General features: G+C 43.5%; 17 protein-coding genes and 5 tRNA genes. 12 read left to right on the top strand and 10 right to left on the bottom strand.

Annotated elements, in window-relative coordinates:
• Positions 1-103: 103 nt before the first annotated feature.
• From ACI351_RS06845 to ACI351_RS06830, 4 genes are all read right to left on the bottom strand, one after another.
• Positions 104-176 (bottom strand) — tRNA-Thr (locus ACI351_RS06845).
• 46 nt (positions 177-222) lie between these two features.
• Positions 223-295 (bottom strand) — tRNA-Thr (locus ACI351_RS06840).
• Positions 296-332: 37 nt separating this feature from the next.
• A tRNA-Gly gene (locus ACI351_RS06835) sits at positions 333-403 on the bottom strand.
• 142 nt (positions 404-545) lie between these two features.
• A complete protein-coding gene (locus ACI351_RS06830) occupies positions 546-707 on the bottom strand; it encodes a XapX domain-containing protein (protein WP_439734502.1) in 162 nt (53 codons plus the stop codon).
• 268 nt (positions 708-975) lie between these two features.
• Here ACI351_RS06830 and ACI351_RS06825 point away from each other — a divergent pair.
• Positions 976-1,047: transfer RNA gene (locus ACI351_RS06825), tRNA-Cys, on the top strand.
• A gap of 418 nt (positions 1,048-1,465) precedes the next feature.
• Here ACI351_RS06825 and ACI351_RS06820 read toward each other — a convergent pair.
• Both ACI351_RS06820 and ACI351_RS06815 read right to left on the bottom strand, forming a co-directional pair.
• A complete protein-coding gene (locus ACI351_RS06820; protein ID WP_439734501.1) occupies positions 1,466-2,023 on the bottom strand; it encodes a manganese efflux pump in 558 nt (185 codons plus the stop codon).
• A gap of 34 nt (positions 2,024-2,057) precedes the next feature.
• A complete protein-coding gene (locus tag ACI351_RS06815) occupies positions 2,058-2,621 on the bottom strand; it encodes a manganese efflux pump MntP (protein ID WP_439734500.1) in 564 nt (187 codons plus the stop codon).
• Positions 2,622-2,665: 44 nt separating this feature from the next.
• Between ACI351_RS06815 and ACI351_RS06810 the strand changes: the two genes are divergently transcribed.
• The 4 genes from ACI351_RS06810 to ACI351_RS06795 all read left to right on the top strand — a co-directional run bounded on the left by ACI351_RS06810 (position 2,666) and on the right by ACI351_RS06795 (position 5,574).
• Positions 2,666-3,895, top strand: a complete 1,230-nt coding sequence (locus ACI351_RS06810; protein ID WP_439734499.1) for an L-serine ammonia-lyase — start codon at positions 2,666-2,668, stop codon at positions 3,893-3,895.
• A gap of 27 nt (positions 3,896-3,922) precedes the next feature.
• A complete protein-coding gene (locus ACI351_RS06805; protein WP_439734498.1) occupies positions 3,923-4,693 on the top strand; it encodes a M15 family metallopeptidase in 771 nt (256 codons plus the stop codon).
• 61 nt (positions 4,694-4,754) lie between these two features.
• Positions 4,755-4,831, top strand: a tRNA-His gene (locus ACI351_RS06800).
• A gap of 269 nt (positions 4,832-5,100) precedes the next feature.
• Entirely contained in the window at positions 5,101-5,574 is a 474-nt protein-coding gene (locus tag ACI351_RS06795; RefSeq protein WP_439734497.1) for a DUF6998 domain-containing protein, read from the top strand.
• On the opposite strand, the gene ACI351_RS06790 is transcribed toward ACI351_RS06795, so the two are convergent.
• Entirely contained in the window at positions 5,575-6,762 is a 1,188-nt protein-coding gene (locus ACI351_RS06790) for a recombinase family protein (protein ID WP_439734496.1), read from the bottom strand.
• Positions 6,763-6,804: 42 nt separating this feature from the next.
• Here ACI351_RS06790 and ACI351_RS06785 point away from each other — a divergent pair, with 42 nt between their 5' ends.
• Both ACI351_RS06785 and ACI351_RS06780 read left to right on the top strand, forming a co-directional pair.
• On the top strand, positions 6,805-6,948 hold the full coding sequence (locus tag ACI351_RS06785; protein ID WP_439734495.1) for an EcoRI family type II restriction endonuclease: 144 nt from the start codon (positions 6,805-6,807) through the stop codon (positions 6,946-6,948).
• A 515-nt stretch (positions 6,949-7,463) separates the two neighbouring features.
• Complete coding sequence (locus ACI351_RS06780; RefSeq protein ID WP_439734494.1) at positions 7,464-8,594, top strand: hypothetical protein; 1,131 nt, start codon at positions 7,464-7,466, stop codon at positions 8,592-8,594.
• Positions 8,595-8,901: 307 nt separating this feature from the next.
• Here the strand turns inward: ACI351_RS06780 and ACI351_RS06775 are convergent, their stop codons facing one another.
• Positions 8,902-9,225, bottom strand: coding sequence for a MarR family winged helix-turn-helix transcriptional regulator (locus ACI351_RS06775; protein WP_439734493.1), 324 nt, complete (start codon positions 9,223-9,225; stop codon positions 8,902-8,904).
• 670 nt (positions 9,226-9,895) lie between these two features.
• Here ACI351_RS06775 and ACI351_RS06770 point away from each other — a divergent pair.
• Complete coding sequence (locus tag ACI351_RS06770; RefSeq protein WP_439734492.1) at positions 9,896-10,591, top strand: outer membrane beta-barrel protein; 696 nt, start codon at positions 9,896-9,898, stop codon at positions 10,589-10,591.
• 56 nt (positions 10,592-10,647) lie between these two features.
• Here ACI351_RS06770 and speB read toward each other — a convergent pair whose 3' ends face one another.
• Positions 10,648-11,532: an agmatinase gene (speB, locus tag ACI351_RS06765; protein ID WP_439734491.1), complete on the bottom strand. Its 885-nt coding sequence runs from the start codon at positions 11,530-11,532 to the stop codon at positions 10,648-10,650.
• A gap of 17 nt (positions 11,533-11,549) precedes the next feature.
• Positions 11,550-12,104, bottom strand: coding sequence for a pyruvoyl-dependent arginine decarboxylase (locus tag ACI351_RS06760; RefSeq protein WP_439734490.1), 555 nt, complete (start codon positions 12,102-12,104; stop codon positions 11,550-11,552).
• Positions 12,105-12,259: 155 nt separating this feature from the next.
• Between ACI351_RS06760 and ACI351_RS06755 the strand changes: the two genes are divergently transcribed.
• From ACI351_RS06755 to ACI351_RS06740, 4 genes are read left to right on the top strand one after another with little or no spacing between them, the layout of a single operon-like run.
• Positions 12,260-14,305, top strand: a complete 2,046-nt coding sequence (locus tag ACI351_RS06755; protein WP_439734489.1) for a M3 family metallopeptidase — start codon at positions 12,260-12,262, stop codon at positions 14,303-14,305.
• 3 nt (positions 14,306-14,308) lie between these two features.
• Entirely contained in the window at positions 14,309-15,154 is an 846-nt protein-coding gene (locus tag ACI351_RS06750; RefSeq protein ID WP_439734488.1) for a BadF/BadG/BcrA/BcrD ATPase family protein, read from the top strand.
• On the top strand, positions 15,144-15,965 hold the full coding sequence (locus tag ACI351_RS06745) for a phytoene/squalene synthase family protein (protein ID WP_439734487.1): 822 nt from the start codon (positions 15,144-15,146) through the stop codon (positions 15,963-15,965). Before ACI351_RS06750 ends, ACI351_RS06745 begins: the two co-directional genes overlap by 11 nt.
• The gene (locus ACI351_RS06740) at positions 15,937-17,271 is read left to right on the top strand and encodes a tetratricopeptide repeat protein (protein WP_439734486.1); all 1,335 of its coding nucleotides are present in this window, start codon (positions 15,937-15,939) and stop codon (positions 17,269-17,271) included. Before ACI351_RS06745 ends, ACI351_RS06740 begins: the two co-directional genes overlap by 29 nt.
• Positions 17,272-17,380 lie beyond the last annotated feature (109 nt).

Genomic DNA, 17,380 nt, shown 5'->3' with positions numbered 1-17,380 from the left:
CGTCCCAACGTTCACGTGCGGTTTGCTGCGCGAAAATTTTTCCTTTGCCATTTGTTTAGTTCTCCTGTTTTAATATCTACTGCATTGTTTAGTTTCAAAAATAAGCTGGGAGTGGGAATCGAACCCACGACCTTCTCCTTACCATGGAGATGCTCTACCTACTGAGCTACCCCAGCATATCCTACATTTCCCGCCCTAAGGCGGATCCTTCTCAAATTCACCAGCTGGGAGTGGGAATCGAACCCACGACCTTCTCCTTACCATGGAGATGCTCTACCTACTGAGCTACCCCAGCGCGTTTACGCTATATAACACACAAAAACATATTGCCAAGCGGGCGATGGGAATCGAACCCACGTATCAAGCTTGGAAGGCTAGTGTTCTACCATTGAACTACGCCCGCAAGAGGCAATACTTTATTATATCAAAAAAATGACATTACGTAAAAGTTTTTAATATAATCGGCGCAAAAAACATATTTCGGTATGCGCCATAGCGGCTGGTATTCTTTATTTTAACAAAAAAAGACCGTCAGCAAAATAGCCTTATCCTTTGCGAAAATAACCAATAATCCAATACCCCAAAAAGATGCCTAAAATCCCCAGCACGCCGTTAATATGGTTGGGGGCCGGAATCGGAAATTTGAGAGCAGCAAACAGCAATCCTACACCAATTCCAGTAATTAAACTGTATAACGCACTAAGCATAGTAACACCTCCCGGAATCTGCTAGGTTCATTATAACAAAACTTCCGCACGACATACAAAAAAACCGCAGCGCATAAACGCCGCGGCTCAAAGCTCAAAAAAGAGGGAGGCCGATCCCCTACAAGAGGTGTACCCTAAAACGGGCGGTGTTGGCACTCCCATACCGAAAGTATAAGAACAATGTAAAAAAAATCAAGGCCCAAAACGTGACTTTCTAAAATTATGTTTTTTTGCTATAATAATTAAGTAATAATAATTTGACGTATACGGTGCGGTGGCCAAGTGGTAAGGCGTCAGTCTGCAAAACTGATATTCGTGGGTTCGATTCCCGCCCGCACCTTTTCTTTTTTATATTTGAATACCACACGCAAGGGGCGGTTTTTTTACACCCAACCTCCGAAAACCCGTTGACAACGCCGTTCCTCAGCAGCCGTTTTCCAACACCTGAACAGTTTACCCTCTTTGATATAGCATAAGCAAAAGACGGAAAAATCCTGTACCAATTAATAGTTTCCAAGCGGGCCGAACAGTACTGTGTCGTTTTATGATACATATCAACTGCCACGGGTACCGTCCGTGGCTTTTACGCTTCGCGAGTTTTAAACAGCCTTGCTGTTTCCCCGCGCCAACTACAAAGAAAAATCTACAATTTTAGCGCGGCTTTTCTTCACCGCCATAAGCTACTGCCTATGCTTTCCCCCAGTATTACAAAAACCCCGCCTCGTTAGAAGCGGGGTCTTCGCAAAAAATTAAGTACACTACACAATGATCAGCCCAACAGCTACAATGGCTAACAGTACGCCGGCTAATAATTCCACTTTCTTGCTGGCAACCGTTTTTGATTTTTTATTTCCCAAACGAAATCCGAGCAGCGTCAGCCCAAATGTAAGAAGCAACAAAAATACTACTTGCGGGAAAAAAGACGTGTTCATCGTTTCTACAGCATATCCAACCAAAAACGAATTAAGCCCCATCAGCGCGGACACTTTTATCAGTTTACGCGTATCATCCGTTTCCAGATTGGTAAAACTGGGAGATTTTTCAATAGACTCCAACATAAATTTAATTCCCAACAACAACAGAAACGCAAATGCCACCCAGTTGTGGACAAAAGATACCCACTCCCGAAAGAAAATAATACTGAGTAAATATCCTACCCCAAAAAACAACGCGTTAAAACCGGAAAAAAACAACGCCATTTTAATAGAAAAAATGTTTTTGTTTTCAGCATCCAGTTTCATCGCGGTCATGTTGGCACAAACCATATTATCCACACAAATACATACAAAAACAAGAACAACAGCAAACATTTCCATAAAAAACACCTCTAGTTTAGATATCAGAATTCTATCAAATGCCCAGCCCTTCTAGCAACAATTTAACGCCAATACTCACAAGCGCTAACCCGCCCAAGCCTTCCATTAATTTACCAAATTTATGTCCCAGCCACGCGCCCAAATAAAATCCTGCCCAGCTGGTAACAAATACGCACAATGAAAGCATACACACTGTCGGCCAAAAGACCGACGAGGCAAATGCCATTCCCATCCCTACCAAAAGAGCATCCAAACTGGTAGCCACCGAAAGCGCCAACAGCGTTTTAAGCGAATGGAACGAACAGGCACTCTCTTCATCTGAAGATGAGAACGCTTCTTTTATCATTCGGACACCGATAAATACTAAAATCAAAAAAGCAATCCAATGGTCCACCGCCCCGATATACCGCGCCGCTTCGGCACCGCAAAACCAGCCGGCCGAAAACATAATAAAATGCGCCAGCGTAAAGCAAATGCTGACTTTGAAAATATAAGAAAAGGGAACTTTTTCCCGATGGCAGCAGCCGGACGCCACCGTAACGGCGAAATTGTCCATAGATAACCCAAGCGCCACCAACAAAGAAGATAGTATATTCATACCAATTATGATACCATTTTATATATAACTTTAAGGCGGAAGATATGGAATCTTTAAAAGAACTGTATAAAATAGGAATGGGCCCTTCCAGCAGCCACACAATGGGCCCCCGCAAAGCGGCGGATGCGTTTAACCGCACTTACCCACAGGCCGAGTCTTTCAAAACAGTATTGTACGGATCTTTAGCGGCAACGGGAAAAGGACATCTGACTGACTTCGCCGTAAAAGAAGCGTTTTACCCCAAACCGGTGAACATCCAATGGGACAATACCACCTTTATGCCCAAACATCCTAACGCCTTAAAATTTCAGGCACTTGACAAGGCAGGACATATCATCGGCGAGCAAGTGGCCTACAGTGTTGGAGGAGGGGACGTCCGCACGGATGATACCATCGGCAAAAAAATTAACAACGTTTATCCGCACACCTCTATGGCCGCTATTTTAGAATACACTTCCCAACAACGAATGTTGCTGTGGGAATACGTAGAAGAATGCGAAGGCCCCGAAATATGGGATTATCTGACCACCGTTTGGAATACGATGAAGCACACGATCAACCGCGGGCTGGAAAAGCGCGGAGTGCTGCCCGGATCGCTGAATTTAGAACGCAAAGCACGGCGCTACTTATATAAAGCGGAAAATTCGCCCCGCTATTTGCGCCGAATGAATAATCTGTTCGCTTACGCGCTGGCCTGCGCCGAAGAAAACGCCAGCGGCGGCATTGTGGTTACCGCTCCCACCTGCGGATCTTGCGGAGTAGTACCATCTATCTGCCGGTTAATACAGGAAATTTGCGAATTTGAAGACAATACGATTATCCGTGCTTTAGGCACCGCCAGCTTGTTTGGCAATTTGGCAAAAGCGAATGCGTCAATCTCCGGTGCGGAAGTAGGATGTCAGGGAGAAATAGGCGTAGCCTGTGCGATGGCCGCAGCCGCCACTTGCCAGCTGGAAGGAGGCGACAACCGCCGCATCGCCTACGCGGCTGAAATGGGACTTGAACACCATCTCGGACTGACGTGCGATCCAGTAGATGGACTGGTGCAAATTCCTTGTATAGAACGCAACGCACTGGCGGCGTCGCGTGCACTCGACTGTGCAACATACGCCTTAATGTCCGACGGGGACAACCGTGTCTCTTACGACGATGTTCTCGCCACCATGATGCAAACCGGACTAGATATGAACAACGATTACCGCGAAACTTCCCGCGGCGGTTTGGCAAAATTTTTTAAAGAGAAAGTTTTACGTTTAAAAAATGATAAAAAATAAATCCGGCATTGATCTGTGGAGCGTTTAATGAAAAGTTGTTGGATTTACTCGTGTTTAGGGCTGCTATTTGCGGGAGCAGCGGTATTGGTTTATATTGCCACGGAATCTTCTACCCCGCAAGAGAAAGAACAAAACCGCCTCATCCAATGTGCCGGATTGCATTTATCCGATAGAGAAAGAAATATTTTTTATAATGCAATTCTTTCCTTAAAAGAACGGCGAGATTGGCTAATCCTAGTGGACCCGCAGCATCGCTTGCCCGCCGATTATAAGCCGAACGATTTAACCGTGCAGTTTCATCCCCACTGGCCTAAAAAAGCACAACTGCGCCAAGAAGCGTTTGAACAGATGAATCTAATGGCAGAAGCGGCAAAAAAAGACGGAATTACGTTGATTCCCATATCTACTTACCGCACGTGGAAATACCAAAAAATGCTCAAAGACCGCAAGCCGGATAATCCATACGTGGCGCGCGCTGGAGAATCCCAACATCATCTGGGAACGGCCGTGGATTTTAATACGGTAAACCCATCTGACGAGAATATTCCGCCGCTTGCTTGGCTGCGCAAGCACGCAGGCGAATATGGCTTTAGCCTCTCTTTCCCCAAAGGAAAAGATGCCGAAAAGGAAAGTGGCTATCCTTACGAAGCGTGGCACTATCGGTATATTACACGTAAAGCCGTGCAACTGCAAGATGATTTTTTTGATGGAGACCAACATAAAACCTTGACCTTTTTGTACAACTGCGTATTTAATACACCATCTGAAACAGAATCCAAGCGGATTTTGCCCAATTAAAAACAAAGACGATGTTTGCCAAGGGAAGGCGGAATTTGCTAGAATATAGTATCAATTTATGGTGGATGTAGCTCAGCTGGTTAGAGCGCCGGTCTGTGGAACCGGAGGTCGGGGGTTCAAATCTCCTCATCCACCCCATATTATATCCCGCTGAACTTTTGGCGGGATTTTTTAATTATATTTTGGCCTATTTATCCCCGTTTTCCGTCGGGGATTTTTTGTTTATCAGCTATTAGTACTGAAAAGATAGATTATTGCCCCAGCCCTAAAAGATAGGAAAAAGGGCTATTTTAGGCTTTTTGTATCTTTTTGCCTCTAAATTTAACTTTCAAAATTTAATTTTTGCTGACACCTTATTCAAACATATATTAAAATATGCTGAAATGTATTGTATAAAGGATAAACCAATGGACTTATCTAAATTAACAAATTCAGAAATTACCTCATTATATGGCGCAATAATTCAAGAACTTAAAAATCGCAATATTATACGTACCAAAAATATATGTGGGGACTTAGGGGAATTTTTAGTAATTAATTATTACAATACCCATGCCAATCTTCCCAAGCTACAAGAAGCTCCTATAGGGACAAAAAACATTGACGCCATAAGCAGAGAAGGAGAACGATATTCTATTAAAGCCACTACTACAAACACAACAGGCGTATTTTATGGGATAGAGGATAAAACTCAAAAAAAATTTGAGTATGTTATTATCTGCCAACTGGATGAATCTTATTCGCTAAAAGCAATATATGAATTATCATGGGAAAAATTTTTTCAGTTAAAACATTGGCATAGTCGGATGAAAGCCTGGAATATTGTTATTTCCAAAAAGGTAATTGATAACTCCACCGTAATTTATTCTTCTACAATCTAATCATATCTTATCAATCTGCATCAACTGACTCCCCCTCGCGCTACTTAGCCCAAGGGCTTGCGCGCATTCTTTCTGGCTTAAGTTATTTACACGCATATATTCACGTATTTGCAGGGCAAGGGCTTTGTAGTAGGTAGCCTGATCAGCTTTTAAGTGTTGGATTTCTTTGTAGGCTTGGCGTTCTTTTTTCGGTATTCCACCCGGGTGCGGTTTCACAGCGGTGCGGAAACCAAATTGCACCCCGTTTTTCAAACTTACTTCAATATAGCTTTCTTTGTATTCGTAGGTAATCCCAGATACAATTTTCATTAATTCTTCGGTTTGTTTATCTATATCTAATTGATGAAAATCGTTTTTATTTAATAACCCACGTTCCATTAAACGCCTAAATACAGCTTCGTTAAATTCCACCTGCCGAACTGTTTTCGTAGGGCAGGCAGAATACCCATCTCTCACACATTTATGGCATACATAGTAAAAATGCTTCCGGCCGTTCTTTTTTGCATAGGTAGGGACCATTTTACTGCCACATTCTTTGCAATATAACAATCCATTAAGTACGCCCTCTATCCGTTTGCGCACATAGCCGCGAGCAGTATATTTTTCCGCCAATAACTTCTGCACGGCATTAAATGTTTTTTCAGTTACTAATCCGTCATGTTCCCCTTCATATATTTTCCCTTTATAGAGCACCTTACCAATATAAACAGGGTTATGCACTATACGATATAGATAGGAGCGAGATATGGGCCTAGCAGAGCGAATAACCCCGTTTTTATATTTCTTTTCCGGTAAGCCTATTCCTTTAATCTGAAGAATGTTCATCACAGAGGCCAAGTTTTCTTCACGCAACAAACATTCAAAAATAAACCGAACTTGCTCAGCCTGTATATCGTCCGGCACTAATACATGCCGCTCTTTGTCTAACTTATAACCAAATGGGATGGTTCCGCCAATAAATTTTCCTTTCATACGGGAGGCCGCCATTTTATCCCGCGTGCGTTCGCTAATAATTTCACGTTCAAACTGAGCAAAGGATAAAAGGATATTTAATGTTAAACGTCCCATAGATGTCTTGGTATTGAAGTTCTGCGTAACAGATACAAAGGATACCTCATATTTATCAAAAAACTCTAAGAGTTGGGAAAAATCTAACAAAGAACGCGATAAACGATCTACCTTATACACAACTACACAATGTATCTTGCCTGCCCGAATATCATCTAATAAATGTTGCAAGCGGCGTCAATTTACACAAAAGGCGAAGGAGGACACTGGAATGACGAAGATATGATTATGGTTATGCTGGAAGTTGCGCGGACTTCTTTGAAAATGTTAGGGAGTGATATTTTTGAGCAACTTAGCAGGCGATAATCTGATATCTGCCATTATCTTTTAGTAATAGCTTGTAGATTTAAGCAACAAACGGGCATAAGAAAACGGCAGAAATCCTTTATTTTCAAGGATTTCTGCCGTTCTGAACATACTCCTTCTAAAAATATACATTTCTTTTTCCTAAGGGATAGTGTTATCGGTAATATGTAACAGTTGAAAAAAATCAAAGCAGTCAGTACTCTTTAATAAATATTTGAGATTTTGTATTAAATTAGGAAGATTTAACTTGTTCCATAATATTAAAGATATAGATAGCTAATTCAAAAGCTGCAACAATTTTCTGTATGCTTAAAATCGTATTCATTTGATTATTGTATCAAAAAGTTATAAAAAGCAGTGACAACAGTACCCCATACGCAATACTTAGACCCTTCAGCCATTAGGCTGAAGATTTTTTGTCGCTTTAATTGATGAAGGTTGACAGATAGGACTATTTATCATATACTACGGATACGTAAATTATGGCCTAAATTACAATAAGGGAGTAAAGCTATATGAAAAAAATTACTATAATGGCTCTTGCCTTGTTTTTGTGTGGGTCGGTATTCGCGATTACATTTCCCGAACACGAGGGTTCTGTCAAAGTGCACAAAAAATTAACTGCTAAGGTTTTTGAAATGTTGCGTAATGGGAAATATGCTCAAGCTAAAAAATTTTTAGAATCTCTCCCACAATGCCCGGAAGGGACCATTAAAAAAAGTCAAATTCCGGCCTATTGTGCTTCCGGCAAACTGGATTACAAGAACTTTACATCGTGGTTTGATTATGTTGTAGATGTGGAATCTGACACCGAACCAGGTGTTGTGCTCAGGGACTATAACTTAAATACAGTCGCGCCGAATGTTATTTTATATGATGCAATAAGGACACATTATCGTTATCTTGCAGGTAATAATCCGGACGCGCCAGGAGCATTTAATAAGAAAAAGTCCATACAACTCTACAATACTTATAAAGATAATGCTTGGCTAGAGCCACTTGTTAAGAGCTTTGTGTTATTTTTTTGGCCAAGAGCCGGCGAGCAGTATACAACCGACGAAAGTAGATTGGGCGCCGATTTGTATGATCGGGTTGCACTTGCGCAAGCATTAAACTTTAAGATCGATGATGCGCTGGACAATTATACTCTTTTTTGTTATTCTGTATCCGAAACAGAACAAATGCTAAACGCTGTTTCTCGGCGTGCTCAAGAAGCAAACGATAATAAGCCAGTAGTTGCCATTAGACGTAAAATATTTGAAGATATTTTAGACCCCACAAAATATGTTTTGGATCGGGATGGTAGTTGCACATCCTTCGCTTTAAAAACATTTACGTCGGCTTTGGGGGCCGAACAAGAAAAACAAGCTACGCATGCATGGAAAGTTTTGGCGGTGAAGCCGTTTACGCAGACTATGAAGAAAAATGCGCCGAAACTATATCAATTTTGCTTGGCTAACAAAGATGGCTATGGTAGGGGCCGCCGCTCCAGAAAGACCATGAAAAAAATCTGGTGTGATAACTTTGCCAAAAATGCGCTAAAATACGGTTTGCTGGAGCTGAAAGTTAGTACTACCGCCGTCCGTAGTATGGTGCGTGGGAATATCCGTTCAAATTCCAACGGGACTAGTCGGCCCAATAAATAGTTTGATATTATAAAAACCAGCCTCTTAACGACGCTGGTTTTTTTATAACTACTGCTCACAAAACCACTGATTACAAATTTGATTGCAGTCTAAACCTAAAGTGGTTGGTGCAACCTCATAATCACGGGCTAAGTTATCCAAATATACACAGAGAACTTCTGCATTCTGTATTATGTAGGTTATCAGTTGGGAATTTGCTTTTCTCCAATGATTTTTCTGTTACACCCGACTGTAAAACAAAGGACAGACAAACGCACTTTTTCATAAATTTTCTTCTAATACGGCGTACGTTTTTGGACGTTTTCTGCTAATTTAGCGGGCAATTTGCGAATGTGTTTATATCATACGCGAGTTTAATTTCGTTATGTAAGTTGCACTCCTTTACCCTAATGAAAATGCGTTTATGGCGGCGGGCAGCCATATCTTTCTCGCGCCGAATAAGTCCGCCGTGAACCAGTTTATCCAAAATGCGCGTTATGTTCCCTTGGGAAACCAGCATCCGCTGACTGATAGACAGCTGATTAATACCGTCGTCCTCTTCGGCCAACACCGCCAGCACATTATATTGCGCCGCCGTAATGCCGCGGGAAAGCAAGAAAGCATCCGTTCTTTTTTCTGTCTTGGCATACAAGAGAAGGTAAACTCTCGCATCAAAAGCTCGGCGGACGTTTTAGATTTACTAAAGCATTTTTTTGGAAAACTAACTGTTTAATAGCTGTTATATTCAAAGGATGAGTATTTGATAAACGTTTTTCTTAGTGCTCTTGCGCACAGCACGGCAAAAATATACGCTGATTAATCGTTAAATCCATTATCAATTTCTCTTAAATAGAGTAATGCTCTATCAACGAAATAAACTGATGTTAAAAAGTCTGTTTACTGCAACAAAAATGCCCAATAGTATCTCCGATTTTAAATTGCACTAATCATCCTTTGATATAAGCTAAATCTTATACTTAAAATTCGCAATCCACAATGACAGTTCCTCCAGCAATAAGTAATCCTTGCCGAACGCGTCTGTTTTATCATCTTGCCAATAAACGGCAACAATACAAAAACCTCCTCTTTTCTCTTTTTGCTAAAAATTCCTGCTACCTTCTACATTCCCTATAGATAAATTGTCTTGGCCGGTTGTTATTATTTTTGGGAGAAATTTTTCCTGTTCAGTTTTTAGGAAAAAAGGATTTCTCAAATTTGTTATCGCAGATCTGTTTGTCTTCCTTGTCTTTCAACTTGTTTTTTGCTACTATAGGCTGTATCTTTCCGTTTTGGAAAGGACTTTCACAAAGGGAGATGACAAGATGAAAAAAATCGCAGTATTAGGTATTTTGTTGGGTGTATTATTCGGTTTTGCCGCTTCTGCCAAAGCGGAAGGGATTGAAGCCGGTACGCAGTTGGTCAGCGGTTATTTAGGCGGATCCGCTCCGTTGCAAGACGCAGGCTTTGATGATCTGTATTATCGCGATAGCGGAGGCTATACTTTTCACCTGAACGACTTGGACTGGGGCGATGCCGGTGTAACGTTTGGGGCTTCTTATCTGTATTTTCTAAATGATTATTTGGGTTTAGGGGGTGAACTCAGCGGAACCGTATTCGGCGAAGCTGAATACGATACCTATTCTCCTTTTGGTCATTCTACTTTTAAGTCTTCTATGAGTACTTTTAATGCGATGGCTGTAGGACGCGTAAACGTCAATCCCCAAAGCCGCGTTCGCGTCTATTTCCCGTTTGGTTTAGGTTTAACTTCCGCAAAAGGCGAAATTAAGCTGGACTCTCCTATGGGAAACGATTCTACCGACGGCACGACGACTTCTTTCGGCTATTTTATCGGTGCGGGTATTGAAGCCGATTTGGGCCAGAGCAACTGGATCCTTGGAGGCGAAATCCGCTATCAAGGATTCCAATTTGATACCGCTAAATACGATATTGACGGTATTTCCGGAAAAGAAAACTACAGCTATCTGTCATTTATAGCAAAAGTCGGTTACAAATTCTAAGTTGTTTGGTTTAAAAAACCCCGCTTCTTCTGAAGCGGGGTTTTTTACCGTAAAACTTATTTTTTCTTTTGGTCTTTCAAAGCCAAGTATCCCATTAGACGGTAAATTAACTTAGACGTGTTAAATTCCGTAATCGGGTCGGCTTTGCGCTGGCAGGCTTCCACCACGTCCACGGCCACGATGTTTTTATGTTTGATTACTTCGCGGAACAAGTCCAGCGCTTCATACCACATAAATCCGCCGGGCTGCGGCGTCCCCGTGGCGGGGATGACGGACGGGTCAAAACCGTCCACGTCAATCGTAATGTAGACGGTATCGGTCAGTTTTTTTAGCACTTGCGGAATAAGTTTTGCGATATCACGGTTTTCGTGCATCAAAAACGTGGTTACTTTCCCCGCATTGCAGTACTGTTTCTCTTCGCTCGCTACGCTGCGGATTCCTACCTGTACCACGGGCACTTGGCGGGAGGCCGGATACAGTGCGCAGGCGTGGCTTTTGGGCGTGCCTTCAAACGTCTCGCGCAAATCAGCGTGGGCGTCAAAATGCAGAATGCTCAAATTTTTATATTTTTCGATATATGGCTGGGCCAATGCTTGGGTAACCGTATGTTCGCCACCAATGTAGAATGGAACAGCTTTGTATTGCATCAAGTTGCGCACGGTTTTATCGATGTTTTTAAACACCGTATTTGTTGACCCTTTGCAGTTGACGGCCGGCTGTGTATTAATGCCAAGTTCCCACGTTTCGGTTTTGGTTTCTTCGTCCCAGAGCTCGATTTGGGTGGAGGCTTCAATAATAGCAGCGGGGCCTTTGGCGGTACCGTGTCCGTAGCATACCGTTTTTTCAAACGGGACGGGCACTACCACGAATTTACAAAGGGGCAGAGAGCTGTATTTGCTCTCTAGCCCCATAAACTTATCAGTTTGTACGTTGTCGCTCACAATGTTACCGTGATAATTTATTTCACGAATACGGCGGCGGCCACAACAGTAGTCCACATCCCTTCCACGCAGATAGCGGATTGAGTGATGTTGGTTGTGCGGACGATTTTCCCGCTCATTTTCCAGATTTCTTCTTTCTGATCCCAAGTGGTGTTGTTATCAAATTCAATACCCAAGGTGGTAGAAAGCATAAGTGCGGCCAAGTCTTCGGCGTAATCACCGGCTTGTTTGTCGGTTTCGCCAAAACTATGGTGCTCGGAGATGTACCCGTGCGTTTTCTTGTTTTCTTTCGGAATAGCCAGCCCTACGGAAGCCGAAATCAAGCGGCGGTATTCGTTGCTCGTGTTTCTGCTGATGACGCAGTGCAGAATCTGGCCCGGATGCAATTCTTTTAACCCTTTAGAAACGGGGACGGTTTTGCAGCCGGGAGGGAAAATGCTGGACACAGGCACCAAGTTAAAGCTGGCGATTTTGGCGTCTCTTAGCGCCTCTTCAAAACTCGCGAGTTTTTCTTTGTGTCGGCCGATTCCTTTGGTAAGGAAGATTTCTTTAGGTACAAAAGCTTCGTACATTTTTATTTTTCCACTAATTCCTTGATGTGAATTAATATAATATAAATTATAACAAATAACAAAGCAATCCTTTATAGTTTGTTACAATTTACGCGTCCGGCTGCATAAGTTCCGCTTATGCGGACAACCGGTACAATAAAGTGTATTATATTAATATGAAAAAAACAAAGATAATTTTACTTACGGCGTTATTATCCGCCGCAACAGGGGGATACGGTATGCAGGATATGTTTCAAAACGGCGTTTTACATTTTGATTATAAAGCGGAAGAACTGGTTCCGGCCGAAGCCGCTGCACGCGCCCAACTTGAAAAGGATTTGGCGGCCCTCGTCGCCCTTCCCGCCGAGAAACGCACGTTTGACAATACCATTATGGCGTACGAACGCGCTTTTGACGATTACGGTAATGCGCTTGGTATGAGCGGATTTTTATCTTACGTTTCCACCGATAAAAACTTCCGCGATGCAGTACACGATTTGGAAATGAAAACCAGCCAATATATGGTGGACGTGGCCACCCGCCGCGACGTATACAAAGCTATTCGCGAATATACTGACACCCACCCAAAACTAGATCCCGTACAGACCAAACTCGTAAAAGAGATGCTGATCGGTTTTAAAAACAGCGGTATGGAACTTAGCGACGAAGATTTGGAAAAATTTAAAGCCCTTAATAAAGAAAAAGCCGAATATATCATTAAGTTTGATAAAAATATACAAGAGTATAAAGATCCCTTGGCTGTTACGCGCGATCAGTTGCGCGGCTTGGGGGAAGATTATATCGGCAAGCTGGAAAAAACGGCCGACGGCAAATACCTTGTTACCTTGGATTATCCGGATTACGTGCCCTTTATGTTAAACGCCGAAGATGAATCTGCCCGCCGCGAACTGGAATACAAATACAACCGCCGCGGCGGAGAAGAGAATGTACAACTCTTGGAGAAGACGCTTGGTTTGCGCCGCCAAATTGCGCAGCTTTTGGGATATCAATCACACGCTGATTTGCGTTTAGAAAACCGTATGGCCAAGAACCCCAAAACCGTAATGGCGTTCTTGAAAGATTTGCAAAAGAAACTAAAACCGATGGGTAAAAAAGAAGATAAAGCGATGATTGCTTATAAAAATGAAAAATCGGGTAAAAAATCCCGTACTTTATACCCGTGGGAAAGTGGTTATTGGAGCAACAAATACCGCAAAGAAAATTTGTCTTTGGATAGTGAAAAAATCAAAGAGTACTTTCCTTCCCAAGTAGTTATTGACGGTATGCTTGATTTATTCGGAGGCGTGTTCGGTATTACGTTTGAACCGGCCGATATTCCTGTGTGGCATCCGGATGTAAAAGCGTTTAAAATTAAAGACAAGGTCTCCGGCGAACTCGTTTCCTACTTTTATATGGACCTCTACCCGCGCGAAGGCAAGTACAAACACGCTGCCTGTTTCGGCCTTGTGGAAGGCGAAGAAAAAAAGGACGGCAGCTGGCAAATCCCGTTCGTGGCGATTGTGGCTAATATGAACAAGCCTTCGGCTGATACGCCGTCGCTCTTGAAACACGGCGAAGTGGAAACGCTGTTCCACGAATTCGGCCACGTGCTGCACAACGCGCTGACGAAATCGAAATACGGTGCGTTTTCGGGCACCAGCGTCAGCGGGGATTTTGTGGAAGTCCCCAGCCAGATGCTCGAACGCTGGGCGTGGGACCCGCAGGTTCTTAAAAAAATCAGCAAACATTATAAAACGGGCGAACCGCTGCCGGATGATTTAATTAACCGTATGATTGCGGCTAAAAATTTTGGTGCGGGAGGGGCATACCTGCGGCAGAACTTTTTTGCCCAGTATGATATGACGCTCCACACCGCTGCCAAAACGCCCGATTCCACCAAACTGTATTTTGATTTAACTAAAAAAGTGCGCGGACTCCCGCTTACCAAACACACTATTCCGCAAGCTTCATTCGGCCATATTATGGGCGGTTATGATGCGGGGTATTACGGGTATTTGTGGTCGGAAGTGATTGCGGAAGATTTCTTCGGAGAATTTAAAAAGAACGGTATTTTCAATCCCGAAACGGGGCTTAAATTCCGCCGCGAAGTGCTGGAAAAAGGCGGTACTGTAGAAGAAGAAGATATGGTCAAAAATTTTCTGGGCCGACCCGCCGCGAACGGTCCGTTTTTACAGTCTATTGGTCTTACCAAGGAGAACTAATCAATGAGCGTTGTTATCGGGATTGACGTAGGCGGTTCCACCACAAAAATTGTGGGATATTCAAGCGAAGGGAAACTGGTTTCAATGTTAAAAGTGGAAGCGGCCGACCCGCTGACTTCGGCATACGGTGCGCTGGGAAAATTTATCAACGAAAATAGTCTGTCCTTAAAAGATGTCAAAAGAATTATTTTAACGGGAGTCGGATCTTCGCTGTTTAAAAAAAATGTGTACGGTATACCCACGTCTGCGGTGGACGAATTTCAAGCCATCGGGCTGGGGGGGCTTTCTCTGGCGGGAAAAACGGAAGGGTTAATCGTCAGTATGGGTACGGGTACGGCGTTTGTACGCGCCGGCGCGGGAGGAATCCGCCACATTGGCGGATCCGGCGTAGGCGGCGGAACGGTACTTGGTTTGTGCGGCAAATTAAGTGGTGCAACGGCTTTTAAAACGGTGACGGAACTGTCTGAAAAAGGTTCCTTAAAACGCGTAGATTTAAATATCGGGGATATCAGCAAAAGTGTTATCGCCACGCTGCCGCCCGACACTACCGCTTCTAATTTCGGAAAAATGGAGGACGGCGCAACGGCAGAAGATTTAACGCTCGGGGTCCTCAATATGACGTTTCAAACTATCGGTATGATGGCCGTATTCGCCTGCCGCAACGATGAGGTAAAAGACGTCATTTTAACGGGGACGCTGACACAGGTGCCGTTTGCTAAAAAAGTGTTTCAGGCTTTACATAAAATGCACGGTGTAAACTTTATTATTCCCAAAAATGCGATTTACGCCACGGCCACAGGCGCGGCTCTTTCTTACTTGCATCAGAACGGGAAAAAATATGTCGGCTGATAAAAACTCTTATAAAAAATCAAGTTTCGGTCCGGCGTTTTTCTTTTTAAACAGACGCCGGCGCGAAGCGCTTTCAAATTATTACGAATTTTGTCGTCGTATGGATGATATCGCCGATGAGCCGAATATGCCGGAACCGGCCAAAGAACTTGATTTTTGGCAGGAGGAAATTTCCCGCGTATATGCGCACGCCCCGCAAACGGATTTAGGCAAACGGCTGCTTGCGGATATAAAGGAATTCGATATTCCGCAAGATCGTTTTACGCTGCTTATTGAAGGAATGCGCGATGATTTGCGCGGACGCACATACGGCACTTTTAACGAATTGGACGGATATATTTACCGCGTAGCGGTAATTGTCGGGCTGGCGACACTTGATATTTTGGGCGTAAAAGGGGCGGAAGCGGACGCGCTTTCCCACGAATTGGGGGGGGCCGTTCAGCTGACTAATATCATCCGTGATGTACCGGATGATGCTTCCTTGGGCCGTGTATATCTGCCGGAAGAACTTTTGGCACGCCACGGGCTTACCCGTCAGGATGTTTTGGCGGGCCGGGGTTTGGAGCAGTTGTCTTGCGTTTTAGCGGAAGCGGACGCAAAAGCGCAACGTTTATATGCGCGGGCATTTGAACGGATGAAGTCTTTTCCCCGTCTAAAAATGCTGCCCTGCCGCACAATGGGGTATGTATATTTTGCAAATCTTGCTAAAATAAGAAAAACGGGGTTCCGTTTTATGTGTCCCGTTAAATTGACCAAGACCGAAAAATTACAAGGAGTTTGTTATGCGGTGTTTAAAACCGTTTTCCGTTAGCTTATTGTGCGCTCTTTTGCCTGCAGCCTTGTCCGCCGCGACGGAGACGATGACATCGTGTTTGGAACAGGGTAAAAAAGCCTATGCGGATAAACAGCTTTCGCAAGCAAAAGATATTTTTATGCGTTGTGTCAAAATCAATCCTTCAGACGAACAGGCACAGCTGTCTTTGGCGGGCATTCTGTTAACGCTGGATGATTTGGACGGCGCAGAAAAATCGTTTCAAGCTGCACTGAAAAGGATGAACCGTGCGTCGCCGTATATAGCGTATACGTATTCTATGTTGGGCGACATTGCGCTCAAACGCCGCCAAAATAAAGAGGCTCTTGTGTTATACAGCAAATCACTTCTGGTTAATCCGGCTAATGTTAATTCGCTGGTGGGAAAAGGCGTGATTCTAGAATATCAGGGCGACAAATTGAGCGCGGCGGAATTTTACCGCTCTGCGCTGGCAGTGGAACCGCTTAATTTAGTGGCGCGTAAACGGCTGGTTAATTTGGAACCCGAATATATGACGGATGCGGAAATTTTGGCTGCGCTTAAACAGCGTTACGCGGTCAAGCCGGAAGTAAAAGAACTTTCCGATGAACACCGCGCGCTTTTCACCGCTATTCACCGTGCGGAACAGCGGCGCGGAATCGACTATTTAAAAAATAAATATCCTAAAGTACCGGCAGAATTTATCGTTACTATCAATCGGGATACGGATTTTGAACGCGAGATGCTGACTCTTGCCGGCTATACCGCATTAGAAAAACATATCGGGCAGGACGCAATAGCCGTTTTCCAGCGGGTGGGCGTGCCTATTCAGGATGTATTTGCGCTGCGCAACAAGCAGGGCGAAAAAGTTTTTAAAGAGGACAGTACCCTGACCGAGGAGGGCTTTACCGTTTATACCGATGCACTCCAAAACCGTAAGACGTTTCTGCTGCCAAAAGAACCTTTGCCGCCAACACCGGAATTTTTATCCAAACTTGCTGCGCGTGAAAAGGAACTCAAAGAGGCGGGGTATGTGGAAATTACGCATTCGGAACTGAAAATGATTGAAAATCAAACGCTCTGTTCCGAAGAAACCCTGCGTACCAAACTGGGCGTTTATGTACTTCCTGTAAATAAAAATCAACGGCGTTATTTCGTTTTTGCACGTAAGCCTAAAGAACCAATCAAAGGTGTGCCGTATTATTATTTGATGAAAGCACATTCCAAACGAAACCCGAAAATTAAAGTACCTTCCAACTCGCTGATTGAAAGCTATGCGTTGTATGGATATACAGTTTGTTTGTCAGACGGGAATCTTTTGGAATAATACTAACGGAAATTTTTGCAAAAAAAGGAACGGTTTAAAAACTGTTCCTTTTTTTGCGGGATTTTTATTATTTGTGTTGCAGAATAACCGGAAATTATTTTCTATAATT

Origin of the sequence: Candidatus Avelusimicrobium sp. (assembly GCF_051874775.1) — a bacterium.
In the GTDB taxonomy this organism is placed as follows: Bacteria; Elusimicrobiota; Elusimicrobia; order Elusimicrobiales; family Elusimicrobiaceae; genus Avelusimicrobium.
Note: the sequence above shows the minus strand (reverse complement) of the source record. Positions and strands in the feature narration are given on the sequence as shown.

What these genes read in the sequence shown, in the direction of transcription:
- ACI351_RS06755 (WP_439734489.1), top strand. Translation starts at nt 12,260, where the DNA reads ATGAAAAAAACAAAGATAATTTTACTTACGGCGTTATTATCCGCCGCA.
- ACI351_RS06760 (WP_439734490.1), bottom strand. Translation starts at nt 12,104, where the DNA reads ATGTACGAAGCTTTTGTACCTAAAGAAATCTTCCTTACCAAAGGAATC.
- ACI351_RS06820 (WP_439734501.1), bottom strand. Translation starts at nt 2,023, where the DNA reads ATGGAAATGTTTGCTGTTGTTCTTGTTTTTGTATGTATTTGTGTGGAT.
- ACI351_RS06785 (WP_439734495.1), top strand. Translation starts at nt 6,805, where the DNA reads ATGTTGCAAGCGGCGTCAATTTACACAAAAGGCGAAGGAGGACACTGG.
- ACI351_RS06780 (WP_439734494.1), top strand. Translation starts at nt 7,464, where the DNA reads ATGAAAAAAATTACTATAATGGCTCTTGCCTTGTTTTTGTGTGGGTCG.
- ACI351_RS06805 (WP_439734498.1), top strand. Translation starts at nt 3,923, where the DNA reads ATGAAAAGTTGTTGGATTTACTCGTGTTTAGGGCTGCTATTTGCGGGA.
- ACI351_RS06810 (WP_439734499.1), top strand. Translation starts at nt 2,666, where the DNA reads ATGGAATCTTTAAAAGAACTGTATAAAATAGGAATGGGCCCTTCCAGC.
- ACI351_RS06740 (WP_439734486.1), top strand. Translation starts at nt 15,937, where the DNA reads ATGCGGTGTTTAAAACCGTTTTCCGTTAGCTTATTGTGCGCTCTTTTG.
- ACI351_RS06830 (WP_439734502.1), bottom strand. Translation starts at nt 707, where the DNA reads ATGCTTAGTGCGTTATACAGTTTAATTACTGGAATTGGTGTAGGATTG.
- ACI351_RS06745 (WP_439734487.1), top strand. Translation starts at nt 15,144, where the DNA reads ATGTCGGCTGATAAAAACTCTTATAAAAAATCAAGTTTCGGTCCGGCG.
- ACI351_RS06770 (WP_439734492.1), top strand. Translation starts at nt 9,896, where the DNA reads ATGAAAAAAATCGCAGTATTAGGTATTTTGTTGGGTGTATTATTCGGT.
- ACI351_RS06815 (WP_439734500.1), bottom strand. Translation starts at nt 2,621, where the DNA reads ATGAATATACTATCTTCTTTGTTGGTGGCGCTTGGGTTATCTATGGAC.
- ACI351_RS06750 (WP_439734488.1), top strand. Translation starts at nt 14,309, where the DNA reads ATGAGCGTTGTTATCGGGATTGACGTAGGCGGTTCCACCACAAAAATT.
- ACI351_RS06795 (WP_439734497.1), top strand. Translation starts at nt 5,101, where the DNA reads ATGGACTTATCTAAATTAACAAATTCAGAAATTACCTCATTATATGGC.